This is a genomic window from Rivibacter subsaxonicus (assembly GCF_004217215.1).
Taxonomy (GTDB): domain Bacteria; phylum Pseudomonadota; class Gammaproteobacteria; order Burkholderiales; family Burkholderiaceae_C; genus Rivibacter; species Rivibacter subsaxonicus.
This window is the reverse complement of the sequence record NZ_SHKP01000004.1, coordinates 1181540-1207379: the sequence shown is the minus strand read 5'-3', so window position 1 is coordinate 1207379 and position 25840 is coordinate 1181540. Positions and strand designations below refer to the sequence as shown.

The window sequence follows — 25840 nt, the reverse complement described above, 5'->3', positions numbered from 1 at the left end:
GACGGTACTCGTCGTGCCCGTCGCCTGCGCACGCACCGCGTGCGGGACTGCAGACAGGAGCAGCGGCAGCAGCAACAGCCGCCACGCGGTGGCGGCCGCACGCGCCGACGGCCGCCTGCGACGATCAGCCTTCACTCGTCGGCCGACGCTGCGCGTAGAGCTCCTTGAAAGTGCGCCCGGTGGGCGCCATCAGGTCGCGCGTGCCGGTCCAGCCCCCGGCCAGCGGCAGCGAGCTCAAGCGGCCGTTGTGGCCGACGGCGGCGAGCACCCGTACGGCGATACGTGACAGCGCGCGATAGAGCGAGGGCCGCCGCGCGACGAAGCCCCACACCGCGAGCGCGGCGCGTTCGCCGGCCGGCCGCAGACCGCGCTCGAACTGCTGCTCGCGCAGCTTGCGCAGCAACTCCGGCAGCGGAATCTTCATCGGGCACACGACCTCGCATTGCCCGCACAGCGTCGAGGCCTGCGGCAGGTCCAGCGTCTGTTCGAGCCCCATGTAGCTCGGCGTCAGCACCGAGCCCATCGGGCCAGGGTAGACCCAGCCGTAGGAGTGACCACCGATCTTCTGGTAGACCGGACAGTGGTTCATGCAGGCACCGCACTTGATGCAGCGCATCATCTCCTGGAACTCGCCGCCGAGCAGGCCGCTGCGGCCGCCGTCCATCAGGATCACGTAGTTGTGCTCGGGGCCATCGAGTTCGCCCGCGGCGCGCGGCCCGGTCAGCAGCGAGAAGTAGTTGCTGATCGTCTGGCCGGTGGCCGAGCGCGGCAGCAGCCGCATGATGGTGGCCAGGTCATCGAGCGTGGGCAGCACTTTCTCGATGCCGGTGATCGCCACATGCACCCGCGGCACGATGGTGCACATACCCTCGTTGCCCTCGTTGGTGACCAGCGCCACCGAGCCGGTCTCGGCGATCACGAAGTTGCCGCCGGTGATGCCCATCTCGGATTCCAGGAACCTCGCGCGCAGCACCTCGCGCGCCTCGCGCGTCATCTCCGGGATCTCCGGCACATGGCCGGGGATGCGCACCTTGTCGACGTGCGTCTTCTCGAACAGTGCGGAGATCTCGGCCTTGTCCTTGTGGATCACCGGCGCAATGATGTGGCTCGGCGGCTCGTTGTCGTTGATCTGCAGGATGTACTCGCCGAGGTCGGTCTCGGTGACCTGTACGCCAGCGGCCTCGAGCGCGGCGTTGAGCGCCATCTCCTCGCTGACCATGCTCTTGGTCTTGGTGGCGCGTTTCACCGCATGCCGCTGCGCGATCTGCACCACCAGGGCCGAGGCGGCGGCCGGTGTCTCGGCCCACAGCACGGTGGTGCCACGCCGGCTCGCCTCGCGCTCGAAGGCTTCGAGCCAGACGTCGAGCTTCTCGAGTGCCGCGTTGCGCCGGCGTACCGCCTCGTCGCGGATGGTCTCGAAGTCCTCGAGTTCGCGCATCGCGTCGGCGCGCGCCGTGACGAACTTGGTCGCCAGCTTCTTGAGGTTCTGCTGCAGGCGCCGGTCGGCCAGCCGTTCGCCGGCACGGGCCTGGAAGTGCATGGATTGCATCTGCATCTCAGCGCCCCTCTCCGGCCAGCAGTTCGGCGATATGGATCACCCTGGTGCGCTCGTTGCCGCGCCGGCGCAGCCGGCCCTCGATGTTGAGCATGCAGCCGAGATCACCGAGGACCACGGCGTCGGCACCGGTGGCCTCGATGTGGCCGCACTTCTCGTCGACGATCGCGCCGGAGATGTCGCCGTACTTCACCGAGAAGGTGCCGCCGAAGCCGCAGCATTGCTCGCACTGCGCCATCTCCGACAGCGTGACGCCGGGCAACTGGCCGATCAGCGAACGCGGCTGCGCCTTGACGCCGAGTTCGCGCAGCCCGGAGCAACTGTCGTGGTAGGTCACGCGGCCACTGAATCCGGTGCCCGGCACCGACTCGATCTTCACGACATTGACCAGGAAGTCGGTGAGTTCGTGCACCCGAGGCTGCAGCAGCGCATAGCGGCGGCTGAGTTCGGGATCGCCGGCGAACAGGTCGGCGTAGTGCGCCTTGATCATGCCGCCGCAGGAACCCGAGGGCAGGACGACGTGCTCGAAGCGCTCGAATTCGTCGAGCAGTTTCTCGGCCAGCGCGCGCGCCGTGGCGCGATCGCCGGAGTTGTAGGCGGGCTGGCCGCAGCAGGTCTGGGCCATCGGCACCTCGACCTGGCAACCAGCCGACTCGAGCAGCCTGATCGCGGCAAAGCCGATCGACGGCCGCATCGCGTCGACCAGGCAGGTGATGAAGAAGCCTACTTTCATGGGCGTCGATTATTCATGCGAAGGGGCTTCGATGGCTTCATGTTTCGCGATGCAAAATGGCCACAAGCCTGAGTGACAATCGCCATATGAAACGCGAATCCGCGCACACGCCGACGATCCAGGTTATCGACCGCATGTTTTCGCTGCTGGACGTGCTGGCAGCTCATCCCGACCCGGTGCCGCTGAAGGTGCTCAGCGAACAGACCGGCCTGCATCCGTCGACCGCGCACCGGATCCTCAACGACCTGGCGGTCGGCCGCTACGTCGACCGGCCCGAGGCGGGCTGCTATCGCCTGGGCATGCGGCTGCTCGAACTGGGCAACCTGGTCAAGGCGCGGCTCGACGTGCGCGACGCGGCGCTGGCGCCGATGCGCGAGCTGCACAAGCTGACCCACCAACCGGTCAACCTCTCGGTACGCCAGGGCGACGAGATCATCTACATCGAGCGCACTTACAGCGAACGCTCCGGCATGCAGGTGGTGCGTACGGTCGGCGGCCGCGCGCCACTGCACCTGACCTCGGTCGGCAAGCTGTTCCTGGCCCACGACGACGCGGCACGGGTGCGCGCCTACGCCACCCGCACGGGGCTGTCCGGCCATACCCGCAACAGCATCACCCAGTTGCCCTTGCTGGAACGCGAACTGGCCAAGGTGCTGCAGTACGGCAGCGCCCGCGACAACGAGGAACTCGAGCTCGGCGTGCGCTGCATGGCCGCCGGCATTTACGACGACCAGGGCAAGCTGATCGCCGGGCTGTCGATCTCGGCCCCGGCCGACCGCCTCGAAGACGGCTGGCTGGACCGGCTCAAGGAAACCGCGGCGCAGATCTCCAACAAGCTCGGCCACCACTCATGAGAAAGCCCGGTCGAGCCGGGCTTTCTGCAGCGTCCATCCCAACGACGCCGGATGCAAAGGTCCCCGTAGTCCCGCGGGTGTGATCGATCAGGAACTCAGGCCCGGCACCGTTGCGGTGGTGGTCACCGGCGCGGCCTCGATCCACTGGCGAACGCGCTCGGCATCGCCGAGCCGCGAATACTTGCCGGTCGAATCGAGGAACACCATGATCAGCTTGCGGCCGGCCAGGCGCGCCTGCATCACGAGGCACCGTCCGGCCTCGGAGATGTAGCCGGTCTTCTGCAGGCCGATCTCCCAGCTCGGGTTGAGCACCAGCCGGTTGGTCGTGTGGTACTGCAGGGTACGGCGCCCCACCGCCACCTGGTACGAGGGCGAGGTCGAGAGTTCGCTGATCAGCGGGTGCTGCGAAGCGGCGCCCACCAACAGCGCCAAGTCCTTGGCACTGCTCTGGTTGCGGCTCGACAGCCCGGTCGGCTCGACATAGCGCGTGTCGCCCATGCCAAGCAACTGCGCCTTGGCATTCATCGCCTCGACGAAGGCGGCCTGGCCACCCGGGTAGTGGCGCCCGAGCGCGTTGGCGGCCCGGTTCTCGGAGGACATCAGCGCCAGATGCAGCATCTCGCCGCGCGTCAGCTGGGTACCCACGCGCAGCCTGGAGCCGCTGCCCTTCTCGGTGTCCACGTCGTCCTGGCTGATCGTCAGAACCTCGTCGAGCGGAAGACCGGCTTCGACCACCACCACCGAGGTCATCAGCTTGGTCAGCGATGCGATCGGCAGCACCGCCTGGGCGTTCTTGTCGAGCAGGACCTCGTGCGTGTCCTGATCGATCACGAAGGCCACGCTGGAGCGCAGATCGAGCGGATCGGAAGTGCCATGCAGGCCGGCCAGTTCGCCGGCCGAGGGCCGCGATGGGACGATGACGACCCGGCGCGAAGAAGCCACGCGCTTCTTGGCGACTCGATTGGTCTTGGCGACCTTGAGCGTCACCGGTGGCGTGGCGCTCGTGGCGCTCTTGCGCTTGGCCGCCGCTTCGGCCGCGGGCAGGCTCAGCCCCAGCAACAGCAGAGCCGAAGCCAGGGCGGGAATCAACGATGAGAGACGAAGCTGGAGGGTCACAGGCGATCCCAAGAATGCGCCCGAGTCTAGGCGAAAGAAAAAAGGTGCGCAAGATCAAGAACTTGCGAACCTTTTCTCATTTCGAGTCTAGGTTTACCCGTAGGGCTTCATGACTTAGCCCTGGGCCGCGACGCGTTCCTGCTTGCTGTGGAGCTTGTTCAGCGCGGCCAGGTAGGCCTTGGCCGAAGCCACCACGATGTCGGGGTCCGAGCCGACGCCGTTGACCACACGTCCACCGTGCTGCAACCGGACCGTCACCTCACCCTGTGATTCTGTGCTGCCGGAGGTGATTGCGTTCACCGAATAGAGGAGCATCTCCGCTCCACTTTTCACCAGCGACTCGATCGCCTTGAGGCTGGCATCGACCGGTCCGTTGCCCTCGCTCTGGGCCTTGTGCTCGATGCCGTCGGCGACGAACGCCACGGTGGCGCGCGGCCGCTCGCCGGTGGCGGACTGCTGCTCGAGCGACAGCAGGCGGTAGGCCTCATGCTCGGGCGTGACGCTCTCGTCGCCGACCAGGGCGATGATGTCCTCGTCGAAGATCTCGCTCTTGCGATCGGCCAGATCCTTGAAGCGGGCAAAGGCGGCGTTGATCTCGCCCTCGCTTTCGAGCTCGATGCCGAGGTCGGCCAGCCGCTGTTTGAAGGCGTTGCGGCCGCTGAGCTTGCCGAGCACGATCTTGTTGGCGCTCCAGCCCACATCCTCGGCGCGCATGATTTCGTAGGTGTCACGCGCCTTGAGCACGCCGTCCTGATGGATGCCGCTGGCATGGGCAAAGGCGTTGGCGCCGACCACCGCCTTGTTGGGCTGCACCACGAAGCCGGTGGTCTGGCTGACCATGCGCGAGGCCGGCACGATCTGCGTGGTGTCGATGCCGACCTCGAGGCCGAAGTGATCGCGCCGGGTGCGCACCGCCATCACCACCTCCTCGAGCGCGCAGTTGCCGGCGCGCTCGCCGAGGCCGTTGATGGTGCATTCGATCTGGCGCGCCCCGCCGATCTTGACGCCGGCCAGCGAGTTGGCGACCGCCATGCCGAGGTCGTTGTGGCAGTGCACCGACCAGATCACCTTGTCGGAATTCGGCACCCGTTCGCGCAGCATCTTTATGAAGTTGCCGTAGAGCTCCGGAATCGCGTAGCCCACGGTGTCGGGGATGTTGAGCGTGGTCGCCCCCTCCTCGATCACCGCCTCGAGCACGCGACACAGGAAGTCGGGGTCGGAGCGATAGCCGTCCTCGGGCGAGAACTCGACGTCGCCGCACAGGTTGCGCGCGAAACGCACCGACAGCCGCGCCTGCTCGAGCACCTGCTCGCGCGTCATGCGCAGCTTCTTCTCCATGTGGAGTTCGCTGGTGGCGATGAAGGTGTGGATGCGCGCACGCTCGGCGCTCTTGAGCGCCTCGGCGGCGCGCGCGATGTCGCGGTCGTTGGCGCGCGCCAGCGAGCAGACGGTGGATTCGCGGATGTGGTCGGCAATCGACTTCACGGCCTCGAAGTCACCGTTGCTCGAGGCGGCGAAGCCGGCCTCGATCACGTCGACGCGCAGCCGCTCGAGTTGGCGTGCGATGCGCAGTTTCTCCTCGCGCGTCATCGAGGCGCCGGGCGACTGCTCGCCATCGCGCAAGGTGGTGTCAAAGATGATCAGCTTGTCGGACATGGGAAATCTCCGGGGTTCAGCTCGCGTGGGAGAAAAAGCAAACGGCCCGCGGGCTGGTGAGCGCGCGGGCCGTGATGCGGAATTCGGATGGACGAAGTCGATCAGCGCGCGCGAGGCACTCCTAGAAGAAGTAGCAGCGTGGGGCGGAACGACATGGATTCAATGTAGCACAGCGCGGCGGACTCAGCCGTGCAGGCCGCGCTCGTCGGGCTCGTCGATCGAGGTGGCGATCACGCTGACCTGCTTGCCCTTGGCCTTCTTGTAGGCGTACACCACGTAGCCCGAGATGCCATAGATCGCGAACAGCGCGAACAGCACGACAGGCGGATGGATGTTGATGATCGCGATGCCGAGCGCGATGGCCACGATGACGATGAAGGGCACCGTCTTCTTGAAGCTCACGTCCTTGAAGCTGTAGAAGGGAATGTTCAGCACCATCGTCACGCCGGCATAGAGCGTCAGCGCGAGGGCCCACCAGGCCAGCGCCGCGATCTCCGACACGTTCTTCCAGCCGGCGTCGTCCATGACCCAGATGAAGCCGATCACCAGCGCCGCCGCGGCCGGGCTCGGCAGGCCCTGGAAGAAGCGCTTGTCGACCACGCCGATGTTGGTGTTGAAACGTGCCAGCCGCAGCGCGGCGCAGGCGCAGTAGACGAAGGCCACGATCCAGCCGGCCTTGCCCAGGCCCTTGAGCGCCCACTCGTAGACGATCAGCGCCGGCGCGGCGCCGAAGCTCACCATGTCCGACAGCGAGTCCATCTGCTCGCCGAAGGCGCTCTGGGTGTTGGTCATGCGCGCGACGCGGCCGTCGAGGCTGTCGAGCACCATTGCGCAGAAGACGCCGATCGCGGCCTGCTCGAAGCGGCCGTTCATCGCCATCACGATGGCGTAGAAGCCGCCGAACAGCGCCGCCAGCGTGAACAGGTTGGGCAGGATGTAGATGCCCTTGCGGCGCGGACGACGCGCGCTGAGCTCCTCGTCGTCCTCTTCCGGCAGGGCTTCCGGAATCGCGTCCCCGTCATGCATCGGTGTGCTCATGTTGGTTCTTCAGCCTGTCCGCCTGGGCGAGGATCGGACGGGAGCAGTTCAAGGGGCGGAGGATACCGCAGCACCTTGGCGCGACACTGGCAAACGAGGCTTCAACGCGACCGACGCTCGTGGTGTACTCGCGGCGCCATGCTCGAGCTGCGCAACATCGACTGCATCCGCGGCGCCCGCACGCTGTTCTCTGGCCTCGACCTGCGACTGCAGCCGGGCCAGTTGCTGCGCGTGCAGGGCGCCAACGGCGCCGGCAAGACCAGCCTGCTGCGCCTGATCTGCGGCCTGCTGGCACCGGCCCGTGGCGAGGTCCTGTGGCGGGGCGAACGTCTCGCGGATCTGCGCGAGGAGTTTGGCCGGGAACTCGTCTACATCGGCCATGCCGCAGCGCTCAAGGACGACCTCAGCGCACTCGAGAACCTGCGGACCGCCGCCCTCCTCGGCGGTCACGCGGCCACACCGGCTGCGGCGCGCGCGGCCCTCGCCAGCGCCGGCTTGGGCGGGCGGGAGACGACCCCGGCACGCCTGCTCTCGCAGGGGCAGCGCCGGCGCCTCGCGCTGGCCCGGCTGCTGATCGGTGCGCCACCGCTGTGGGTGCTGGACGAGCCCTTCGACGCCCTCGACAGCAGCGCGCTGCAATGGCTGCGCGAGTTGATTGCCGGCCATCTGGGCCGTGGCGGCATCGTCGTGCTCAGCAGCCACCAGGAAGTGGCACTCGACACCGGCCTGGCGCCGATGGTGGTCGCACTGTGAGCGGCATGATCGCCGGCATGCGCGCGCTGGCCGCGCGCGACCTGCGGCTGGCCTTCCGCCGCCGCGCCGACACGCTGGCCACGCTGTTCTTCTTCATCATCGTCGTCAGCTTGTTTCCGCTCGGCGTCGGCCCCGAGCGCGAGCTGCTGCGAACGATGGCGCCCGGCGTGGTCTGGGTCGCGGCGCTGTTGGCCTCGATGCTCTCGCTCGGCCGCCTGTTCGCCGACGACCACCGCGACGGCACCCTGGAGCAGATGCTGCTCGCCGCCACGCCACTGCCGCTGCTGGTGCTGGCGCGCATTGCCGCCCACTGGCTGATCTCGGGCCTGCCACTGGTGCTGATCTCGCCGCTGCTGGCGCTGCAGTTCGATCTCGATGCGCAGGCCACGCTGGTGCTGCTGGCCTCGCTGCTGATCGGTACGCCGCTGCTGAGCCTGATCGGCGCGATTGGCGCCGCGCTGACGGTGGGCCTGCGCGGCGCCGGGGTGCTGCTGTCGCTGCTGGTGCTGCCGCTGGTGGTGCCGGTGCTGATCTTCGGCGCCGGCGCGGTCGAGGCCAGCAGCGCCGGCATCGGCGTCGGCGGTCATTTCTCGCTGCTCGCCGCGATGCTGGTGCTGGCGCTGTTCCTGGCGCCGCTGGCCACCACCGCCGCGCTGCGCATCGCCTTCGATTGAGCTCCTTGCACAATGACAGATCGATCGACGCTCGCCCCCATGCAAGACAGCGGAATCTTCTGGTCCAGGTACGCCGCGCCGCAGCGCTTCTATCCGCTCGCCGGCCGGCTCATTCCGTGGTTTGCGATTGCCGCGGCGCTGCTGTCGCTGGCCGGGCTGGTCGTGGGCCTCGGCATCGCGCCCACCGACGCCCAGCAGGGCGAGGCCTATCGCATCATCTTCGTCCACGTGCCGGCGGCCTGGATGTCGATGTTCATCTACCTGGTGATGGCCTTCTGGGCCGGCGTCGGCCTGGTGTTCAACGCCCGGCTCTCGTCGATGATGGCGCTCGCACTGGCGCCGACCGGTGCGCTGATGACCTTCATCGCGCTGTGGACCGGCGCGCTCTGGGGCAAGCCGACCTGGGGCACCTGGTGGGTCTGGGACGCGCGGCTCACCTCGGAGCTGATCCTGCTGTTCCTCTACATCGGCTTCCTGTCGCTGCATGCGGCGATCGACGACGCGCGCCGCGCCGATCGTGCGGCGGCGCTGCTGGCACTGGTCGGCGTGGTCAACGTGCCGATCATCTATTTCTCGGTCAAGTGGTGGAACACGCTGCACCAGGGCGCCTCGGTCAGCCTCTCGAGCGCGCCGACCATCGCCACGCCGATGCTGCTGGGCATGCTGCTGCTGGCGCTTGGCTTCTGGATGTACTCGATCGCGGTGGCGCTGGCCCGGCTGCGCACCATCATCCTCGAGCGCGAGCAGCACACGGCGTGGGTGCAGCGCGAATTGCGACCGGAAGCGGGATCTGCATGAACTGGAACAGCTGGTCGGACTTCTTCGCGATGGGCGGCTACGGCGTTTACGTCTGGGGCTCGTTCGGCGTGACGGCACTGCTGATGGCCGGCGAGGTCGTCTTGCTCGCGGCGCGACGCCGTGCCTTGCTGCGCACCGCAGCGATCGAACACGAGCACTGAGGCAATGAAAAAGGCCGCCTTCCGGCGGCCTTTGCTACGACGTGGGTCCGATCAGTTGCGGCTCTTGTCGACCAGCTTGTTCTTGGCGATCCACGGCATCATCGCGCGCAGCTTGGCGCCGACGACCTCGATGTCGTGTTCGGCGTTGAGGCGACGGCGCGAGATCAGCGTCGGTGCGCCGGCCCGGTTCTCGAGGATGAAGCTCTTGGCGTACTCGCCGGTCTGGATGTCCTTGAGGCACTGGCGCATCGCGTCCTTGGTCGCATCGGTCACGATCTTCGGCCCGGTCACGTACTCGCCGTACTCGGCGTTGTTCGAGATCGAGTAGTTCATGTTGGCGATGCCACCCTCGTAGATCAGGTCGACGATCAGCTTGAGTTCGTGCAGGCACTCGAAGTAGGCCATCTCGGGCGCGTAGCCGGCCTCGGTCAGCGTCTCGAAGCCGGCCTTGATCAGCTCGACCGCACCGCCGCACAGCACGGCCTGCTCGCCGAACAGGTCGGTCTCGGTTTCCTCGCGGAAGTTGGTCTCGATGATGCCGGCCTTGCCGCCGCCGTTGGCCGCGGCGTAGCTCAGCGCCAGGTCGCGCGCCTTGCCGGACTTGTCGGCATGCACCGCCACCAGGTGCGGCACGCCGCCGCCCTGGGTGTAGGTGTTGCGCACCGTGTGGCCGGGCGCCTTGGGCGCGACCATCCAGACGTCGAGATCGGCGCGCGGCACGACCTGACCGTAGTGCACGTTGAAGCCGTGCGCGAAGGCCAGCGACGCACCCTCGCGGATGTTGGGCTCGACCTCGCTCTGGTAGACGCTGGCGATCTGCTCGTCGGGCAGCAGGATCATCACCACGTCGGCGTTCTTCACCGCCTCGGCGACCTCGGCGACCTTGAGGCCGGCCTTCTCGACCTTGCTCCAGCTCGCGCCGCCCTTGCGCAGGCCGACGGTGACCTTGACGCCGCTGTCGTTGAGGTTCTGCGCGTGGGCGTGGCCCTGCGAACCGTAGCCGATGATGGTGACGTTCTTGCCCTTGATCAGGCTCAGGTCGGTGTCCTTGTCGTAGTAGACCTTCATGGTGCTCTCTCCAGAAAAATTCGGTTGCTGTCGTCGTTGATCGGGTCGCTCAGACCCGCAGGATGCGTTCGCCGCGGCCGATGCCGCTGGCGCCGGTGCGCACGGTCTCGAGGATCGCGCTGCGATCGACCGCCTCGATGAAGGCGTCGAGCTTGCCCGTGTCGCCGGTCAGTTCGACGGTGTAGCTCTTCTCGGTGACGTCGATGATGCGGCCGCGGAAGATGTCGGCCATGCGCTTCATCTCCTCGCGTTCCTTGCCGACCGCGCGCACCTTGATGAGCATCAGTTCGCGCTCGAGGAAGGCGCCTTCGGTCAGGTCGACCACCTTGACCACGTCGATCAGGCGATTGAGGTGCTTGGTGATCTGCTCGATCACCTCGTCGGAGCCGGTGGTGACGATGGTCATGCGCGAGAGCGAGGCATCCTCGGTCGGCGCGACGGTGAGGCTTTCGATGTTGTAGCCGCGCGCCGAGAAGAGCGCGACCACGCGGGAGAGAGCGCCAGGCTCGTTCTCCAGCAACAAGGCAATGATGTGTTTCATGGTTCCCGTTCGGCGCGCTCTTCACGACCGGCGGCGGTAACCGCCGGCCCCTGGCCACGCCTTGCGAAGTTGATCGGAATGCTCTTCGGACCGGATTCCGGTCGCCCTCGACGCGCCTGACGCGGGGCCGGCAAGCCCCGCTTCCTTGCGCCGCCGGCGACCGGCTTCCTAGAGGTCCTCGGAGCCCAGCAGCATCTCCGAGATACCCTGCCCGGCCTTGACCATCGGCCAGACGTTTTCGGTGGGGTCGGTGCGGATGTCGAGGAACACGGTGCGATCCTTGAGCCGGATCGCCTCACGCAGCGCGCCCTCCACGTCGCCCGGCTTCTCGACCAGCAGGCCGACATGCCCGTAGGCCTCGGCCAGTTTCACGAAGTCGGGCAGCGCATCCATGTAGCTGTGCGAGTAGCGGCCGCCGTAGTCGAGCTGCTGCCACTGGCGCACCATGCCCAGGTAGCGGTTGTTGAGCGAGACGATCTTGACCGGCGTCTTGTACTGCTGGCAGGTCGAGAGCTCCTGGATGCACATCTGGATCGAGCCCTCGCCGGTGATGCAGAACACATCACTGTCGGGCTTGGCCAGCTTGATGCCCATCGCATACGGCAGGCCCACGCCCATCGTGCCGAGGCCGCCGGAGTTGATCCAGCGGCGCGGCTCGTCGAAGCGGTAGTACTGCGCTGCCCACATCTGGTGCTGACCAACGTCGGAAGTGATGTAGGCGTCGCTGCCGCGGGTCAGCTCCCACAGCTTCTCGACCACCATCTGCGGCTTGATGACCTCGTCCGAGCCCTTGTACTTGAGGCACTCGCGCTTGCGCCACTCGGCGATCTGGCTCCACCAGGCGCTGAGCGCGACGGCATCGGGCCGCGCCTGCGCCTCGCGCAACTGGCTGATCAGCTCCTGCAGCACTTCCTTGACGTCGCCGACGATCGGGATGTCGACCTTGACGCGCTTGGAGATGCTCGAAGGGTCGATGTCGACGTGGATGATCTTGCGCTCGACCGTCGCAAAGTGCTTCGGGTTGCCGATCACGCGATCGTCGAAGCGCGCGCCCACCGCGATCAGCACGTCGCAGTGCTGCATCGTCATGTTCGCCTCGTAGGTGCCGTGCATGCCGAGCATGCCGAGGAAGCGCGGGTCGGTCGACGGAAACGCACCCAGCCCCATCAACGTGTTGGTGCAGGGGAAGCCGAGCAGGTCGACCAGCTCGCGCAACTCGGCGCTGGCGTTGCCGAGGATCACGCCGCCGCCGGTGTAGATGTAGGGCCGACGCGCCTGCAGCAGCAGCTGCACCGCCTTGCGGATCTGGCCGCTGTGGCCCTTGCGCACCGGGTTGTAGGAGCGCATCTCGACGCGCTCCGGGTAGTGGAAGGGCGCGGTGTGCAGCGACACATCCTTCGGCACATCGACCACCACCGGGCCGGGACGGCCGGTGCGGGCGATGTGGAAGGCCTTCTTGATCGTCGTCGCCAGTTCGCGCACGTCCTTGACCAGGAAGTTGTGCTTGACGATCGGGCGCGTGATGCCGACGGTGTCGCATTCCTGGAAGGCGTCGAGCCCGATCGCCGGCGTCGGCACCTGCCCGGTGATGATCACCATCGGGATCGAGTCCATGTAGGCGGTGGCGATGCCGGTGACGGCATTGGTCACGCCCGGGCCGGAGGTGACGAGCGCCACGCCGACCTCGCCGGTGGCGCGGGCATAGCCGTCGGCGGCGTGGATCGCGGCCTGCTCATGACGCACGAGCACATGCTCGATGCTGTCCTGCTTGTAGAGCGCGTCGTAGATGTAGAGCACCGCGCCGCCGGGGTAACCCCAGAGGTGCTTGACACCTTCGGCCTGCAGGCTGCGAACGAGGATTTCGGAGCCGTTCAGCTCCTTCGGGGGGGATTGCGGCTGTGCCGAGGCGGCACGCTTGATGTCCGCGGCAGACATGTCCATGTAGAACCTCTTGGTTAGTCTCTGACGAAAAACCTTCGGTGCCCCTCTCCGCGCCCTCGTGAGGCGGGTGTGGGACCTGTGCGATCAACTGTTTCGGCCTCCCGGGTCGGAAGGCAGAGGAAGACCCGATACTTTGTGCGAAGCAGCATTATGCATGCAGCAGCGCTCGTTTTCCCTTGGCCGCAGTCGCCGCGAGATGCCGGTGCAATAATCCGCGCCGCCTCGGCCAACCCAGCGCAGCGTCCCTCTTGGCTTCCGACTCCGAACTGAGCGACTTTCTCAAGAGCGTCGAGAAGCGGGCCTTCAAGCGAGCGGTTTTCGCGGTGCGTGACGACGATTCCGCGCTCGACATCGTGCAGGACTCGATGATTCGCCTGGCCGAGAAATACGCCGACCGGCCGGCCGCCGAACTACCGCTGCTGTTCCAGCGCATCCTGTCCAACGCGACGATGGACTGGTTCCGGCGCCAGAAGGTGCGCAACGCGGTCATGCAGAGCCTGTCGGACTTCGATTCCGAAGACGGCGATGGCGACTTCGACCTGCTCGAGTCGCTGGCGGTCGCCGGCGCCGATGGCACCGGCGCCGAGAGTGCAGCCGATGCGGTGCAGCGGGCGCAAATCCTGCTTTCGATCGAATCCGAAGTGTCTGCGTTGCCTGCGCGTCAACGCGAAGCCTTCCTGCTGCGTTACTGGGAAGAATTCGACGTCGCCGAGACGGCCGTGGCCATGGGCTGCTCCGAGGGCAGTGTCAAGACACACTGCTCGCGGGCGGTGCATGCGCTTGCCAAGGCACTGAAGGCGAAGGGAATCACGCTATGAACCAGCTTGTCCGCTCCACGCTACCGAACGAGCGCGAGACGCTCGAGGCGCGCGCCGGCCTGCGCCTGGCCGCGCACCTCAACGCCGGCACGGCCGCGCTGCCGCACGACGTGGGCGAGCGCCTGCGTTTCGCGCGCGAGCAGGCGCTCTCGCGTGCCCGGCTCGGCCGCCAGCCGCAGGCTCAGGCCGCGCCGATGGTCGCGATGGCCGGGCGTTCGACCCTGGCGCTCGGCGGCGGCCCCAGCTGGCAGTGGCGATTGGCCTCCTTGCTGCCGGTGGTGGCGCTGGCCGTCGGGCTGGTGACGATCCAGATGCAGGCCGACGACGACATGGTGTTCGCCGCCGCAGAGGTCGACTCCGCGCTGCTGACCGACGACCTGCCGCCGTCGGCCTACGCCGACGACGGTTTTGCCGAGTTCCTGCGCAGCCCGCATGGCGACTGAACCCAAGCTCCTTGTCCGGCGCGGCCGGCCGACCCTGTATGCCCTGCTCCACCGCTGCGTGCTGCTGCTGGCGCTCGCCCAGCTTGCGCCTGTCGTCACCGCGGCCGAGGCCGGCCCCAGCTGGGCCTCGCTGAGCCCCCAGCAGCGCACCGCGCTGGCGCCCCTGGCGCGCGACTGGGGCAGCATCGATGCCCAGCGCAAGCTGAAGTGGCTCGAGGTCGCGGCGCGCTTCGATCAGTTGAGTCCGGCCGAACGCGAGCGCATCCAGGACCGGATGTCCGAGTGGGCCCGCATGACGCCGGCCGAGCGTGGCCAGGCGCGCCTGAACTACCAGGGCGCCAAGCAACTCAGCGCCGAGGACCGCCAGGCCCGCTGGGAGGCCTACCAGGCGCTGCCCGAGGAGCAACGGCGCAAGCTGGCCAGCCAGTCCGCGCAAAAACCCGCCGCGACCACGGCGCGACCACCCGTCGGCGCCCGCGCCGCAGGCCCGGCCGCGTCGGCTGCGGGCACGGCTACGACGGGGGGAGCGCGCGCCGCCGCGCCGGTGGCAGCGCCCCAGCGCCGGCCCGTCCTGCCCCCGGGCGAGACGCGGCCCAAGGTCAACACCGTGCCGGACCCGCAGCAAGCCGCCAAGCCGCAGACGGTGGCACCGACCGTGGTCCAGGCCAAGCCCGGCGCCAGCACCCGGTTGATCACCCAGACGCCGACGCCCCCCTCGCACCAGCAGGCCGGCATGCCCAAGATCGCGGCGACTTCCGAGTTCGTCGACCGCAAGACGCTGCTGCCGCAGCGCGGGCCGCAGAGTGCAGTTGCCGAGGCGCGCGCCGCCAGCGCGCCCGGAGCGGCCGGCACCACGCAGCGCTGAACCCGCCGCCCGGCCGCCTTCGGCGGCCGACTTGTTGCCGATGTCCTGCGATGAACCAGCACCAGCCCCTGCCCCCCACGCCCAGCCTGCGCCGTCGCATGGCGGCCTTCGTCTACGAGGGCGTGCTGCTGTTCGGCGTGGTCATGATCGCCGGCTACCTGTTCGGCACCCTGACCCAGCAGCGCCACGCCTTGCAGGGACGGCACGAGTTTCAGGCCTTCCTGTTCGTCGTGGTCGGCATCTACTTTGGCTGGTTCTGGTCGCATTCGGGCCAGACGCTGGCGATGAAGACCTGGCAGGTGCGGCTGGTCGCGCGCGACGGCGGGCCTGTCTCGCAGGCGCGTGCCCTGCTGCGCTACGTCGCGGCCTGGATCTGGTTCCTGCCCGCGCTGGCGATCGCCTGGCTCGCCGGCTGGCATGGCGGCGCCCCGCTCTGGCTCACGCTGCTGGGTGGCATCCTGGTGTATGCGTTGGCCTCCTTTGCCCATCCTCAACGCCAGTTCTGGCACGACGAGCTGTGCGGCACCCGGCTGGTGCGCGCGATCCCCACCAATGAACCGCGCTGACGGCGCCGGCCGCGCCGCGCCGTCATCGGCTGCGGCTAGCATCGGCGCCACCATGAGCAAGAACATGCCCGCCGGCAACACGTTCAAGGGCCGCACCGGCATCGATCGCATCCTGCGCGCCACCGGCTATTCGCTCGACGGCCTGCGCCTGGCCTATCGTGGCGAGAGCGCCTTCCGCCAGGAGGTCTGGGCCGCGACGCTGATGCTGCCGGCCGCCGTCTGGCTCGGCCGCGGCTGGGTGGAGGTGGCGCTGCTGGCCGGCTCGGTGATGCTGGTGCTGATCGTCGAACTGCTGAACTCGGGCATCGAGGCCGCGATCGACCGCGTCAGCTTCGACCTGCACGAGCTCTCCAAGCGCGCCAAGGACCTGGCCAGCGCCGCGGTGTTCCTGTCGCTGCTGCTGTGCGCCGCGATCTGGGCCGCGGCGCTGTGGCATCGCTTCATCGGCTGAGCACGATGCAGCACGATCCCGAGCGGCTCTCGATCTGCGTCTACTGCGGCTCGCGCCACGGCGAGCGGCCGGCCTACACGGCGGCGGCTCGGCTGCTCGGCACGACGATCGGCGAGCTCGGCATGCGCCTGGTCTACGGCGGCGGCAACGTCGGCCTGATGGGCGAGGTGGCCGACGCGGCGCTGGCCGCCGGCGCGCCGGTGCTCGGCGTGATCCCGCGCGCGCTGATGGAGCGCGAGGTCGGCCACCGCGGCCTGACCGAGCTGCGCGTCGTCGAGACCATGCACCAGCGCAAGCAGCTGATGGCCGAGCAGGCCGATGCCTTCATTGCGCTGCCGGGCGGCATCGGCACCTTCGAGGAACTATTCGAGGTCTGGACCTGGCGCCAGCTCGGCTACCACGACCAGCCGATCGGCCTGCTCAACATCGGCGGCTACTACGACCCGCTGCTGCAGTTCCTGGATCGCAGCGTGGCCGAGGGTTTCGTCTCGAGTGCCGTGCGCGCGCTGCTGCAGGTCGACACCGATCCGCTGCGACTGCTTGATGCGCTGGCGCAGGCCGCACGCCGGGCCACCGGCGCCGACGACTACCGCGCGATCTGAAACGACGACGGCGGCCCGCGGGCCGCCGTCGTGTTGCTGTCGAAGCCGGAAGTGAAGCTAGACCGCCGCCTCGTCGGTCTCGCCGGTGCGGATCCGCACCACCTGCTCGACCCCGGTGACGAAGATCTTGCCGTCGCCGATCTTGCCGGTCTTGGCAGCCTTGACGATGGCCTCGATGCAGTGGTCGACGTCGGCATCCTTGACCACCACCTCGACCTTGACCTTGGGCAGGAAGTCGACCACGTACTCGGCACCGCGGTAGAGCTCGGTATGGCCCTTCTGGCGCCCGAAGCCCTTGACCTCGGTCACGGTCAGGCCGGAGACGCCGACGTCGGCCAGCGCCTCACGCACCTCCTCGAGCTTGAAGGGTTTGATGATGGCGGTGATCTGCTTCATGGCACGCTCCCGGCGAGGATGGATGGGACTGGTTCGAATTTAAGCACGGAACTTCGAGGTGATCGGATAGCGCCAATCCTTTCCGAAGCTCCGGTGCGTGATGCGGATGCCCACCGGCGCCTGGCGCCGCTTGTACTCGTTGAGACGGATCAGCCGCGCCACGCGCTCCACCGTCGCCCGCTCGAAGCCGGCGCCGACGATCTCGTCGATCGAGCGATCATCCTCCATGTAGAGCGCCAGGATCGCGTCGAGCACCTCATAGGGCGGCAGGCTGTCCTGGTCGGTCTGGTCGGGGCGCAGTTCGGCCGAGGGCGGGCGGGTGATGATGCGCTCGGGGATCGGAGGCTCCTGGCCGACGGCGACGGCCTGCGCGTTGCGCCAGTTGGCGAGCCGGAAGACCAGGGTCTTGGCGACATCCTTGATGACCGCGAAGCCGCCCGCCATGTCGCCGTAGAGCGTGCAGTAGCCGGTCGCCATCTCGCTCTTGTTGCCGGTGGTCAGCACGATGCGGCCGCTCTTGTTGGACAGCGCCATCAGCAGCGTGCCGCGCACGCGGGCCTGGATGTTCTCCTCGGTCGCGTCCTCGGGCAGCCCGGCGAACTCCGCCGCCAGGCTCTGGCGGAAGGCGTCGAACATCGGGCCGATGGCGATCTCGTCGTAGCGCACGCCGAGCCGGCGCGCCATCTCGCGGGCGTCGATCCACGAGATGTCGGCGGTGTAGCGCGAGGGCATCATCACCGCGCGTACCTTGTCGGCGCCGAGCGCGTCGACCGCCACTGCCAGCACCAGGGCCGAGTCGATGCCACCCGATAGGCCGAGGATCGCGCCGGGAAAGCCGTTCTTGCCGAGGTAGTCGCGCACGCCGGTGACGAGCGCACCCCAGGCCTGCGCCTCCTCGCCGGGCAGCGCGGCGACTTCGCCATCGACGCCGCCGTCGGCACCAACCCGAGCCTGCAGCACCGCTTCGTCGAAGCTCGCGGCGCGGGCCCGCACCACGCCCTGCGCGTCGACCACGAACGAGGCGCCGTCGAAGACGATCTCGTCCTGCCCGCCGACCAGATGCGCGTAGCCCAGCGGCAGCGCCAGCGCGCGCGCGCGCTCGGCCATGCGCGCCTCGCGCTCCTGCGCCTTGCCCAGGTGGAACGGCGAGGCGTTGAGCACCACCAGCGCCTGCGCGCCGGCGGCCTTGGCGGCGGCGCCGGGCTCGTCGAACCAGGCGTCCTCGCACACCAGCAGGCCGGCGCGCACGCCCTGCACCTCGATCACCAGCGGGCCCAGGCCGGCATCGCGGCCGCTGACGAAATAGCGCCGCTCGTCGAACACCTGATAGTTCGGCAGCTCGCGCTTGGCATAGCTGCCGAGCAGCTCGCCGCGGTGGATCACCGTGGCCGCATTGACCCGCCGCTGCACCGCCAGCGAACGCGTGCGAACATCCTCCGCCAGCGATTGCGGATGGCCGAGCACGAGGTGCAGGTCGCCGAGATCGGCCAATGCCGCCGCGATGCGGTCGACCGCCGCCTCGCAGGCGCGCATGAAGGCCGGGCGCAGCAACAGGTCCTCGGGCGGGTAGCCGGTCAGCGCGAGTTCGGGCGTGACGACGAGCCTTGCACCCTCGGCGTGGGCCTGGCGGGCGAGTTCGACGATGCGGGCGGCGTTGCCGTCCACGTCGCCGACGGTGGCGTTGAATTGCAGCAGTGCCAGCGGCAGCACCGGAGAGGCGGACATGAGCGGAGCGAATGAAGAAGTTGCGGTCGATGGTAGCGCCTGAGGCACGGCGCGAGGCCGCATGGTCGCTGCAGCTGCATGACAGCCCGCACGCGATCGACGCCGGTGCCTGGGACGCGTTGCTGGCTTCGAGTCCGGAGCCGACGCCCTTCCTGCGCCATGCCTTTCTCGCGGCGCTGCACGACTCCGGCAGTGCCGTCGAACGCAGCGGCTGGACGCCGCGCTTCGCGACGCTGCACGCCGAGGGCGAAGCGCTGCCGCAAGCCGCCTGCGCGCTCTACCTCAAGACCCACAGCTACGGCGAGTACGTCTTCGACTGGGCCTGGGCCGAGGCCTACGAACGAGCCGGCCAGCCCTACTACCCGAAGCTGCTCGGTGCGGTGCCGTTCACGCCGGTGCCCGGCAGCCGCCTGCTGGCCACGAGCGAGTCCGCGCGGCATGCGCTGGCGCTCGGCATCACGCAGCTGGCGCGGCAGATGGAGCTGTCTTCGGCCCATCTGCTGTTCACCGACGCGGCCGACCGCGACGCGCTGCTGGCGGCCGGCTGGCTCGAACGCAGCAGCGTGCAGTTCCACTGGCAGAACCGTGTGCCGGCGCCCTACGCCGACTTCAACGAGTTCCTTGCGGGCCTGTCGCGCGACAAGCGTCGCAAGATCGCCCAGGAGCGCCGCCACGTCAGCAGCGCCGGCGTGGTCTTCGAGACGTTGGCGGGCGCTTCGATCGACAAGGCGGACTGGGACTTCTTTCACCGCTGCTACAGCGCCACCTACCGCGCGCACCACAGCACGCCCTACCTCACGCGCGCCTTCTTCACGCAGGTCGCGACCTCGATGGCCGAGCATCTCGTGCTCTTCGTCGCACGGCGAGACGGCCGGCCGATCGCCTGCTCGCTGATCGTGGTCGACCCGGCCTCACGCGTCGCCTGGGGCCGCTACTGGGGCGCGACCGAGTACGTGAACTGCCTGCACTTCGAGGCCTGCTATTACCAGCCGCTGGCCTGGTGCATCGCGCACGGCTACAGCCGCTTCGAGGGCGGGGCGCAGGGCGAGCACAAGATGGCGCGCGGGCTCATGCCGGTGCGCACCCGCTCGCTGCATTGGCTGGCACAGCCGGCCTTCTTCGATGCCGTGGCGCGCTACCTCGAGCGCGAGGGGGCGGGCATCGAGGCCTACGTCGACGAACTGGAGCAGCGCAGCCCGTTCAGGGCCGCGCCGCCCTGACGAGGGCTACTTGAAGTCGCCGCCGAAGCCCCAGACGAAGGCCTTCGGGTCGATGTACTTGCGCAGCGCCGCGTTGGCCTGCTCCAGCGTCAGCGCCGCCAGCGCCTCGTCCACCTTCTGCGAGGTGGCGTAGGTGCGGCCGAGGTTCAGGTTGTTCGCCAGCGCGCCGGCCAGCACGGAGTCCTGAGCGCGCGACAGGCGGCGCTGGCTCAGCAGGCCCTTCTTCGCCTCGTCGACCTCGGCCGCCGTGAAGCCGGACTTCAGCGCGCGCTCGAGCTCCTGCCGGAACGCCGCCTCGACCTTGGTCCGCACCTGCGGCGCGAAGATGGCATAGCCGTAGAAGGACGAGTTCGGCTCGTGCTGGCTCCACTGCACCTGGCTGCCGACGCCGTAGGACAGGCCCTCGGTCTCGCGGATTCGCTTCCACAGCCGCGAGGTGCCGCCGCCACCGATCACCTGGTTGGCGACCATCAGCGCCGCGTAGTCGGGATGGCCGTCGCTGACTGGCAGCGCGGCCTGGCGCAGCAGCATGAAGGCGTTCTGCTTGTCGGGTGCCGGCAGCATCAGCGTGGTCGGCGGCACGGCGTGCGGCGGCTGCGGCACGCGGGTGTAGGGCTCGCTGCCGACCCAGCCGCCGAAGCCGGCCTGCAGCGCCTGGCGCACCGCGGCTGGGTCGAAGTCGCCGACCGCGCTGAACTCGGCGCGGCCCGCGCCGTAGAAGCGCTGGTGGAAGCGACGCATCGCCTCGACCGTCACCGCGCGCGTGTCCTCGACCTGCTCGTCGAAGTTCGCGGCGTGCCGAACGTCGCCGCGCGGGTAGGGGTTGCCATGGCGCTCGACCGCGTTGCTGACCATCGCCTCGGGCTCGCGCCGCTGCTCCTCGATCGCGGCCAGGCTCTGGGCGCGCAGTTCCTCCAGCGCCTCGGGCGGCAGGCTGGGGTTGCGCAGCAGGTCGGCCACCAGCGCGATCGCCTGCGGCAGCGTGTCGCGCTCGGCGTTCAGCGACACCGTCACGACGCCGTCTTCACCGCCGATGCGCATCTGCGTGCGCAGCGCGTCGAGCCGGTCGGCAACCTGCTGGCGGCTCAGCGTGGCGCTGCCCTTGTCGAGCATCGCCGCCAGCATCGACGGCACCGCGCCCTGCCCCTTCAGGCTCTGCTCGTTGCCGAAGCGCAGCGTCAGCTGGGCGCTGGCCACCTTGCCACGCGTGGGCTTGGGCAGCAACGCGAGTTCCAGCCCGGGCTCGATGCGCGCGCGCTGGGTGCGGGCGTCGATGTTGGCCGGGCTCGGATCGAAGGCCTCGACCGCCGCCAACTCGGCCGCCGGCGTCCAGCCCTTGAACTGGGCCGCGATGTCGAGCGCCGGCTGGGCCGGCGCGCGCTGCGGCGCCTCGGTCGGCAGGTAGCTCACCAGGCTGCGGTTGGATGCCAGCAGGTAGGCCTTCGCGACGCGGTTGACATCGTCGAGCGTCAGCTTGGCGACCCGGTCGCGGTCGAGGAAGAAGAAGCGCCAGTCGCCGGCCGCGATCGCCTCCGACAGCGCGACGCCGACCCCTTCCGGGTTGGCGAAGGCCTTGTCCCAGGCGTTGCGCGCCTTGGTCTTGGCGCGCGCCAGTTCCTCGGCCGTGATCGGTTCGGTGGCCAGTGTCTCGAGCGTGCGGATCAGTTCCTCGCGCGCCGGCTCGAGCTTCTGTTCCGGCGCCAGTTGCACCAGGAAGCCGAACCAGCCCGGGTCGTGCAACGAGAAGGCCACCGGCGCCACCGAGGCCGCCAGCTTGGCCTCGACCAACCGCTTGTGCAGCCGCCCCGAGGGCGCGTCGGCCAGCAATTCGGCCAGCGTGGCGACCGCCGCGAAGTCCGGGTTCGAGCCCGCCACCGCGTGGTAGCCGACGAACAGCAGCGGCGTACCGCCGACCCGTCGCACCTGCACCGAGCGCTCGCCATCCTGCACCGGCTCGACCGTGTAGAGCCGCGGCAACGCGCGCTTGGGTCGCGCGATCTTGCCGAAGCTCTCGCCGATCCAGCGCAGCGTCCTGGCGGGATCGAACTTGCCGGTGACGATCAGCGTGGCGTTGTCCGGCTGGTAGTACAGCCTGTAGAAGGCCTGCAGCCGGCGGATGTCGACGTTCTCGACGTCGCTGCGGTTGCCGATCGTGTCGTTGCCGTAGTTGTGCCAGTCGTACAGCGAGGACAGCAGGCGCTGGTAGCTCACCTGGGTCGGGTTGTTCTCGCCCATCTCCATCTCGTTGCGCACCACCGTCATCTCGGAGTCGAGATCCTTCTGCGCGATGAAGCTGTTGACCATCGCGTCGGCATGCCAGGCCAGGAACCAGCGCAGGTTGTCGTCGCCGGCGGCGAAGCTGGCGAAGTAGTTGGTGCGATCGAACCAGGTGCTGCCGTTGGCGCGGAAGCCGCGCTTGTCGAACTCGGCCCAGACGTTGGGATGCTTCGGCGTGCCCTTGAAGATCAGGTGCTCGAGCAGGTGCGCCATGCCGGTCTCGCCGTAGTTCTCGTGGCGCGAGCCGACCCTGTAGGTCAGGTTGACGGTGGTCGTGGGCTTGGAGTCGTCGGGCGCGACCAGCACCTGCAGTCCGTTGTCGAGCCGGTACTCGCGGATGCCCTCGACCGAGCCGACGAGTCGCAGGCCCGGCGGCAGCGGCGTGGCGCCCTGGGCCTGGGCCTGGGCCTGGGTCTGAGCCTGGGCAACCGCGAGGCCGAGCAAGGCAGCAACGAAAACGGCCGCCCGGATGAGGCGGCCGCAGGGATCGATTCGGGTCATGACGGCAACGGGCCCGAAGGCCGAAACGACGACCCGGCGCAGTGTAGCGGCGGCCCGGCCGCCGCGCCGGCTCAGCCCTTGTCGGCGCTCTCGAGGTAGGCGGCCAGGCCGTTGACGATCTCGGTGCGCGCCGCATCCGGACCTTCCCAGCCCTTGACCTTGACCCACTTGCCGGCCTCGAGGTCCTTGTAGTGCTCGAAGAAGTGCTGGATCGCCTTGAGCCGCATCGGATTGATGTCCTCGGGCTTCTTCCAGTGGTCGTAGATCGGCAGGATCTTGGAGGTCGGCACCGCGAGCAGCTTGGCGTCGCCGCCGGCCTCGTCGTCCATCTGCAGCACGCCGATCGGGCGGCAGGTCACGACCACGCCCGGCGTCAGCGCGAAGGGCGTGATCACCAGCACGTCGACCGGATCGCCGTCGTCGGCCAGCGTGCGCGGGATGTAGCCGTAGTTGCACGGGTAGTGCATCGCGGTGGTCATGAAGCGATCGACGAACAGCGCGCCGGAGGCCTTGTCGACCTCGTACTTGATCGGATCGGCATTCATCGGGATCTCGATGACGACGTTGAACTCGTCGGGCGCCTTGGCGCCGGGGGTCACGTTGTGCAGGCTCATGGCTTGATTCTTTGCTTGCGTTGCGAAAGACCGCGGGGAAACCCGGATTCTAAGGGTGCCGGCGGCCCGATCGGCCATTGCACAAGCGCGTTGCCACGCGGCCGTCACCGCAGGAAAACACCATGGACCGGTGCGTTGCGTCGCAGCAAAGGCGCCCGTAGCATCGACCCGCCAAAACTGTGACCCGACCGGAGCCCACCGCTCCGACCCAAGAAGCCGGGCGCGCCGTTCAATCGAGGTCCTCAATTCCGAGGCGAAGGAGAACCCCCCCATGTCGAGTTCCCTGGCGCTTGTCATTGCGCTGTTGTGCGGCCTCGCGGCCGTGGTCTACGGCTTCGTGCAGCGAAGCTGGATCCTCAGTCAGGACGCGGGCAATGCCCGCATGCAGGAAATCGCGGCGGCCATCCAGCAGGGTGCTGCGGCCTATCTGGCACGCCAGTACCGCACGATCGCGATGGTCGGCGTGGTACTGGCACTGCTGATCGGCATCTTCATCGGGCTGCCGACCGCGGTCGCCTTCGTCATCGGCGCGCTGCTCTCGGGTGCCTGCGGCTTCATCGGCATGAACGTCTCGGTGCGCGCCAACGTGCGCACCGCGCAGGCCGCCACGCGCGGCATCGGCCCGGCGCTCGACGTTGCCTTCAAGGGCGGCGCGATCACCGGCATGCTGGTGGTGGGCCTTGGCCTGCTCGGCGTGAGCATCATGTTCTGGTTCCTGACCGCCAACGGCCAGGTCACGCCGGTCAACTCGCTGTCGGCCGCGATCAAGCCGCTGATGGGCTTTGCCTTCGGTGCCAGCCTGATCTCGATCTTCGCGCGGCTTGGCGGCGGCATCTTTACCAAGGGCGCCGACGTCGGCGCCGACCTGGTCGGCAAGGTCGAGGCCGGCATCCCCGAAGACGATCCGCGCAACCCGGCAGTGATTGCCGACAACGTGGGCGACAACGTCGGCGACTGCGCCGGCATGGCGGCCGACCTCTTCGAGACCTACGCCGTCACGCTGATCGCCACGATGGTGCTCGGTGCGCTGGTCGTGACCACCGCGCCGATGCAGGCGGTGATCTACCCGCTGCTGCTGGGCGGCGTCTCGATCATCGCGTCGATCATCGGTTGCTCGGTGGTCAAGGCCAAGCCCGGCATGACCAACGTGATGCCGGCCCTCTACAAGGGTCTGGCGGCGGCCGGCATGCTGTCGATGCTGGCCTTCTGCGTCATCACCGTGCTCTACATGCCGGCCGACGCGATGGGCAGCCAGACCCACCTGCGACTGATCGGATCCTGTGCCGTCGGCCTCGCGCTGACCGCGGCACTGGTCTGGATCACCGAGTTCTACACCGGCACCCAGTACTCGCCGGTCAAGCACATCGCCAAGGCCTCGACCACCGGTCATGGCACCAACATCATCGCCGGCCTCGGCGTGTCGATGCGCTCCACCGCCTGGCCGGTGATCTTCGTCTGCATGGCGATCCTGGCCTCGTTCAGCCTCGGCGGCCTCTACGGCGTCGCGATCGCCGCCACCGCCATGCTGAGCATGGCCGGCGTCGTGGTCGCGCTCGACGCCTACGGTCCGATCACCGACAACGCCGGCGGCATCGCCGAGATGGCCGAGATGCCGGAATCGGTGCGCAACATCACCGACCCGCTCGACGCGGTGGGCAACACCACCAAGGCCGTGACCAAGGGCTACGCGATCGGCTCGGCCGGCCTTGCGGCGCTGGTGCTGTTTGCCGACTACACCCACTCGCTCGAAGGCCGCGGCATGCACGTGAGCTTCGACCTGAGCGACCCCAAGGTGATCGTCGGCCTCTTCATCGGCGGCCTGATCCCCTACCTCTTCGGCGCGATGGCGATGGAAGCGGTCGGCCGCGCCGCCGGTGCGGTGGTCGAGGAAGTGCGCCGCCAGTTCCGCGACATCAAGGGCATCATGGACGGCAGCGGCAAGCCCGAGTACGGCCGCGCTGTCGACATGCTGACCAGCGCCGCGATCAAGGAAATGATGATCCCGTCGCTGCTGCCGGTGGTGGTGCCGGTGCTGGTGGGCATGCTGCTCGGCCCGGCCGCGCTCGGCGGCCTGCTGATGGGCACCATCGTGACCGGCCTGTTCGTCGCGATCTCGATGTGCACCGGCGGCGGTGCCTGGGACAACGCCAAGAAGTACATCGAGGAAGGCAACCACGGCGGCAAGGGCAGCGAGGCCCACAAGGCGGCCGTCACCGGCGATACCGTCGGCGACCCCTACAAGGACACCGCCGGCCCGGCGATCAACCCACTGATCAAGATCATCAACATCGTGGCGCTGCTGCTGGTGCCGTTGCTGCCGATGACCGGCACTGCGCACAAGGCCGAGGCGCCGACCCCGGCGCCGGTCGTGGCCAGCGCGACGACCACCGCGCCGGTCGCCGCCATCGCGACCCCGGTGGCGCAGCGCTGATCACGCGCGAACGCATCTTCGATGCCCGGGCCCGCTTCGGCGG

25 protein-coding genes are annotated in these 25840 nt (G+C 68.5%); 13 read left to right on the top strand and 12 right to left on the bottom strand.

Annotated elements, in window-relative coordinates; all coding sequences use genetic code 11:
- Nucleotides 1-124: 124 nt before the first annotated feature.
- Nucleotides 125-1555 (bottom strand): LutB/LldF family L-lactate oxidation iron-sulfur protein, encoded by a 1431-nt coding sequence (locus EV670_RS05665; protein ID WP_130430800.1) that lies wholly within the window; start codon nucleotides 1553-1555, stop codon nucleotides 125-127.
- A gap of 1 nt (nucleotide 1556) precedes the next feature.
- A complete protein-coding gene (locus tag EV670_RS05660) occupies nucleotides 1557-2288 on the bottom strand; it encodes a (Fe-S)-binding protein (protein WP_130430799.1) in 732 nt (243 codons plus the stop codon).
- Nucleotides 2289-2374: 86 nt separating this feature from the next.
- Here EV670_RS05660 and EV670_RS05655 point away from each other — a divergent pair, with 86 nt between their 5' ends.
- Nucleotides 2375-3142 (top strand): IclR family transcriptional regulator, encoded by a 768-nt coding sequence (locus tag EV670_RS05655; protein ID WP_130430798.1) that lies wholly within the window; start codon nucleotides 2375-2377, stop codon nucleotides 3140-3142.
- An 87-nt stretch (nucleotides 3143-3229) separates the two neighbouring features.
- On the opposite strand, the gene pbpG is transcribed toward EV670_RS05655, so the two are convergent.
- The 3 genes from pbpG to pssA form a co-directional block, all read right to left on the bottom strand.
- Nucleotides 3230-4231: a D-alanyl-D-alanine endopeptidase gene (gene pbpG, locus EV670_RS05650; RefSeq protein WP_242616842.1), complete on the bottom strand. Its 1002-nt coding sequence runs from the start codon at nucleotides 4229-4231 to the stop codon at nucleotides 3230-3232.
- 141 nt (nucleotides 4232-4372) lie between these two features.
- Nucleotides 4373-5914, bottom strand: a complete 1542-nt coding sequence (locus EV670_RS05645; protein WP_130430796.1) for a 2-isopropylmalate synthase — start codon at nucleotides 5912-5914, stop codon at nucleotides 4373-4375.
- A gap of 183 nt (nucleotides 5915-6097) precedes the next feature.
- Nucleotides 6098-6940, bottom strand: coding sequence for a CDP-diacylglycerol--serine O-phosphatidyltransferase (pssA, locus tag EV670_RS05640; protein ID WP_130430946.1), 843 nt, complete (start codon nucleotides 6938-6940; stop codon nucleotides 6098-6100).
- Nucleotides 6941-7090: 150 nt separating this feature from the next.
- On the opposite strand from pssA, the gene ccmA reads away from it, so the two are divergent.
- From ccmA to ccmD, 4 genes are read left to right on the top strand one after another with little or no spacing between them, the layout of a single operon-like run.
- A complete protein-coding gene (gene ccmA, locus EV670_RS05635) occupies nucleotides 7091-7705 on the top strand; it encodes a cytochrome c biogenesis heme-transporting ATPase CcmA (protein WP_130430795.1) in 615 nt (204 codons plus the stop codon).
- Between the two features lie 5 nt (nucleotides 7706-7710).
- A complete protein-coding gene (gene ccmB / locus EV670_RS05630; RefSeq protein WP_130430945.1) occupies nucleotides 7711-8379 on the top strand; it encodes a heme exporter protein CcmB in 669 nt (222 codons plus the stop codon).
- Between the two features lie 39 nt (nucleotides 8380-8418).
- Nucleotides 8419-9177: a heme ABC transporter permease CcmC gene (gene ccmC, locus EV670_RS05625; RefSeq protein ID WP_130430794.1), complete on the top strand. Its 759-nt coding sequence runs from the start codon at nucleotides 8419-8421 to the stop codon at nucleotides 9175-9177.
- Entirely contained in the window at nucleotides 9174-9338 is a 165-nt protein-coding gene (ccmD, locus tag EV670_RS05620) for a heme exporter protein CcmD (RefSeq protein ID WP_130430793.1), read from the top strand. The genes ccmC and ccmD overlap by 4 nt, the downstream gene beginning before the upstream one ends.
- Nucleotides 9339-9389: 51 nt before the next feature.
- Here the strand turns inward: ccmD and ilvC are convergent, their stop codons facing one another.
- The 3 genes from ilvC to EV670_RS05605 form a co-directional block, all read right to left on the bottom strand.
- Nucleotides 9390-10406, bottom strand: a complete 1017-nt coding sequence (ilvC, locus tag EV670_RS05615; RefSeq protein ID WP_130430792.1) for a ketol-acid reductoisomerase — start codon at nucleotides 10404-10406, stop codon at nucleotides 9390-9392.
- A 49-nt stretch (nucleotides 10407-10455) separates the two neighbouring features.
- Entirely contained in the window at nucleotides 10456-10947 is a 492-nt protein-coding gene (gene ilvN, locus EV670_RS05610) for an acetolactate synthase small subunit (RefSeq protein WP_130430791.1), read from the bottom strand.
- 168 nt (nucleotides 10948-11115) lie between these two features.
- Nucleotides 11116-12882, bottom strand: coding sequence for an acetolactate synthase 3 catalytic subunit (locus tag EV670_RS05605; protein WP_423213569.1), 1767 nt, complete (start codon nucleotides 12880-12882; stop codon nucleotides 11116-11118).
- A gap of 254 nt (nucleotides 12883-13136) precedes the next feature.
- Between EV670_RS05605 and EV670_RS05600 the strand changes: the two genes are divergently transcribed.
- From EV670_RS05600 to EV670_RS05575, 6 genes are read left to right on the top strand one after another with little or no spacing between them, the layout of a single operon-like run.
- Nucleotides 13137-13706 carry an RNA polymerase sigma factor gene (locus EV670_RS05600; protein WP_130430944.1) on the top strand — a complete coding sequence of 190 codons (570 nt, stop codon included), beginning with the start codon at nucleotides 13137-13139 and terminating at the stop codon, nucleotides 13704-13706.
- Complete coding sequence (locus EV670_RS05595) at nucleotides 13703-14149, top strand: DUF3619 family protein (RefSeq protein WP_130430789.1); 447 nt, start codon at nucleotides 13703-13705, stop codon at nucleotides 14147-14149. The genes EV670_RS05600 and EV670_RS05595 overlap by 4 nt, the downstream gene beginning before the upstream one ends.
- Complete coding sequence (locus EV670_RS05590) at nucleotides 14139-15014, top strand: DUF3106 domain-containing protein (RefSeq protein ID WP_130430788.1); 876 nt, start codon at nucleotides 14139-14141, stop codon at nucleotides 15012-15014. The genes EV670_RS05595 and EV670_RS05590 overlap by 11 nt, the downstream gene beginning before the upstream one ends.
- Nucleotides 15015-15064: 50 nt before the next feature.
- Complete coding sequence (locus EV670_RS05585) at nucleotides 15065-15580, top strand: RDD family protein (RefSeq protein WP_130430787.1); 516 nt, start codon at nucleotides 15065-15067, stop codon at nucleotides 15578-15580.
- Between the two features lie 52 nt (nucleotides 15581-15632).
- Nucleotides 15633-16031, top strand: a complete 399-nt coding sequence (locus EV670_RS05580; RefSeq protein WP_130430786.1) for a diacylglycerol kinase — start codon at nucleotides 15633-15635, stop codon at nucleotides 16029-16031.
- Nucleotides 16032-16036: 5 nt separating this feature from the next.
- On the top strand, nucleotides 16037-16633 hold the full coding sequence (locus EV670_RS05575; RefSeq protein WP_130430785.1) for an LOG family protein: 597 nt from the start codon (nucleotides 16037-16039) through the stop codon (nucleotides 16631-16633).
- A gap of 57 nt (nucleotides 16634-16690) precedes the next feature.
- Here the strand turns inward: EV670_RS05575 and EV670_RS05570 are convergent, their stop codons facing one another.
- Together EV670_RS05570 and EV670_RS05565 are read right to left on the bottom strand one after the other, a co-directional pair.
- Nucleotides 16691-17029 (bottom strand): P-II family nitrogen regulator, encoded by a 339-nt coding sequence (locus tag EV670_RS05570; protein WP_130430784.1) that lies wholly within the window; start codon nucleotides 17027-17029, stop codon nucleotides 16691-16693.
- Between the two features lie 39 nt (nucleotides 17030-17068).
- Nucleotides 17069-18754 (bottom strand): NAD+ synthase, encoded by a 1686-nt coding sequence (locus tag EV670_RS05565; RefSeq protein ID WP_130430783.1) that lies wholly within the window; start codon nucleotides 18752-18754, stop codon nucleotides 17069-17071.
- Nucleotides 18755-18783: 29 nt separating this feature from the next.
- On the opposite strand from EV670_RS05565, the gene EV670_RS05560 reads away from it, so the two are divergent.
- The gene (locus tag EV670_RS05560) at nucleotides 18784-19974 is read left to right on the top strand and encodes a GNAT family N-acetyltransferase (RefSeq protein WP_130430782.1); all 1191 of its coding nucleotides are present in this window, start codon (nucleotides 18784-18786) and stop codon (nucleotides 19972-19974) included.
- A 6-nt stretch (nucleotides 19975-19980) separates the two neighbouring features.
- Here EV670_RS05560 and EV670_RS05555 read toward each other — a convergent pair whose 3' ends face one another.
- On the bottom strand, nucleotides 19981-22752 hold the full coding sequence (locus EV670_RS05555; RefSeq protein ID WP_130430781.1) for a M16 family metallopeptidase: 2772 nt from the start codon (nucleotides 22750-22752) through the stop codon (nucleotides 19981-19983).
- A gap of 71 nt (nucleotides 22753-22823) precedes the next feature.
- Nucleotides 22824-23366, bottom strand: coding sequence for an inorganic diphosphatase (gene ppa, locus EV670_RS05550; protein WP_130430780.1), 543 nt, complete (start codon nucleotides 23364-23366; stop codon nucleotides 22824-22826).
- A 271-nt stretch (nucleotides 23367-23637) separates the two neighbouring features.
- Between ppa and EV670_RS05545 the strand changes: the two genes are divergently transcribed.
- Nucleotides 23638-25797, top strand: a complete 2160-nt coding sequence (locus tag EV670_RS05545; protein WP_130430779.1) for a sodium-translocating pyrophosphatase — start codon at nucleotides 23638-23640, stop codon at nucleotides 25795-25797.
- Nucleotides 25798-25840: the final 43 nt, after the last annotated feature.

What these genes read in the sequence shown, in the direction of transcription:
- EV670_RS05665 (WP_130430800.1), bottom strand. Translation starts at nt 1,555, where the DNA reads ATGCAGATGCAATCCATGCACTTCCAGGCCCGTGCCGGCGAACGGCTG.
- EV670_RS05560 (WP_130430782.1), top strand. Translation starts at nt 18,784, where the DNA reads ATGGTAGCGCCTGAGGCACGGCGCGAGGCCGCATGGTCGCTGCAGCTG.
- ccmA (WP_130430795.1), top strand. Translation starts at nt 7,091, where the DNA reads ATGCTCGAGCTGCGCAACATCGACTGCATCCGCGGCGCCCGCACGCTG.
- EV670_RS05595 (WP_130430789.1), top strand. Translation starts at nt 13,703, where the DNA reads ATGAACCAGCTTGTCCGCTCCACGCTACCGAACGAGCGCGAGACGCTC.
- ilvC (WP_130430792.1), bottom strand. Translation starts at nt 10,406, where the DNA reads ATGAAGGTCTACTACGACAAGGACACCGACCTGAGCCTGATCAAGGGC.
- ilvN (WP_130430791.1), bottom strand. Translation starts at nt 10,947, where the DNA reads ATGAAACACATCATTGCCTTGTTGCTGGAGAACGAGCCTGGCGCTCTC.
- EV670_RS05565 (WP_130430783.1), bottom strand. Translation starts at nt 18,754, where the DNA reads ATGTCCGCCTCTCCGGTGCTGCCGCTGGCACTGCTGCAATTCAACGCC.
- ppa (WP_130430780.1), bottom strand. Translation starts at nt 23,366, where the DNA reads ATGAGCCTGCACAACGTGACCCCCGGCGCCAAGGCGCCCGACGAGTTC.
- ccmB (WP_130430945.1), top strand. Translation starts at nt 7,711, where the DNA reads ATGATCGCCGGCATGCGCGCGCTGGCCGCGCGCGACCTGCGGCTGGCC.
- EV670_RS05555 (WP_130430781.1), bottom strand. Translation starts at nt 22,752, where the DNA reads ATGACCCGAATCGATCCCTGCGGCCGCCTCATCCGGGCGGCCGTTTTC.
- EV670_RS05605 (WP_423213569.1), bottom strand. Translation starts at nt 12,882, where the DNA reads ATGTCTGCCGCGGACATCAAGCGTGCCGCCTCGGCACAGCCGCAATCC.
- pssA (WP_130430946.1), bottom strand. Translation starts at nt 6,940, where the DNA reads ATGCATGACGGGGACGCGATTCCGGAAGCCCTGCCGGAAGAGGACGAC.
- EV670_RS05580 (WP_130430786.1), top strand. Translation starts at nt 15,633, where the DNA reads ATGAGCAAGAACATGCCCGCCGGCAACACGTTCAAGGGCCGCACCGGC.
- EV670_RS05660 (WP_130430799.1), bottom strand. Translation starts at nt 2,288, where the DNA reads ATGAAAGTAGGCTTCTTCATCACCTGCCTGGTCGACGCGATGCGGCCG.
- EV670_RS05575 (WP_130430785.1), top strand. Translation starts at nt 16,037, where the DNA reads ATGCAGCACGATCCCGAGCGGCTCTCGATCTGCGTCTACTGCGGCTCG.
- ccmC (WP_130430794.1), top strand. Translation starts at nt 8,419, where the DNA reads ATGCAAGACAGCGGAATCTTCTGGTCCAGGTACGCCGCGCCGCAGCGC.
- EV670_RS05645 (WP_130430796.1), bottom strand. Translation starts at nt 5,914, where the DNA reads ATGTCCGACAAGCTGATCATCTTTGACACCACCTTGCGCGATGGCGAG.
- EV670_RS05590 (WP_130430788.1), top strand. Translation starts at nt 14,139, where the DNA reads ATGGCGACTGAACCCAAGCTCCTTGTCCGGCGCGGCCGGCCGACCCTG.
- EV670_RS05545 (WP_130430779.1), top strand. Translation starts at nt 23,638, where the DNA reads ATGTCGAGTTCCCTGGCGCTTGTCATTGCGCTGTTGTGCGGCCTCGCG.
- EV670_RS05570 (WP_130430784.1), bottom strand. Translation starts at nt 17,029, where the DNA reads ATGAAGCAGATCACCGCCATCATCAAACCCTTCAAGCTCGAGGAGGTG.
- ccmD (WP_130430793.1), top strand. Translation starts at nt 9,174, where the DNA reads ATGAACTGGAACAGCTGGTCGGACTTCTTCGCGATGGGCGGCTACGGC.
- EV670_RS05655 (WP_130430798.1), top strand. Translation starts at nt 2,375, where the DNA reads ATGAAACGCGAATCCGCGCACACGCCGACGATCCAGGTTATCGACCGC.
- EV670_RS05585 (WP_130430787.1), top strand. Translation starts at nt 15,065, where the DNA reads ATGAACCAGCACCAGCCCCTGCCCCCCACGCCCAGCCTGCGCCGTCGC.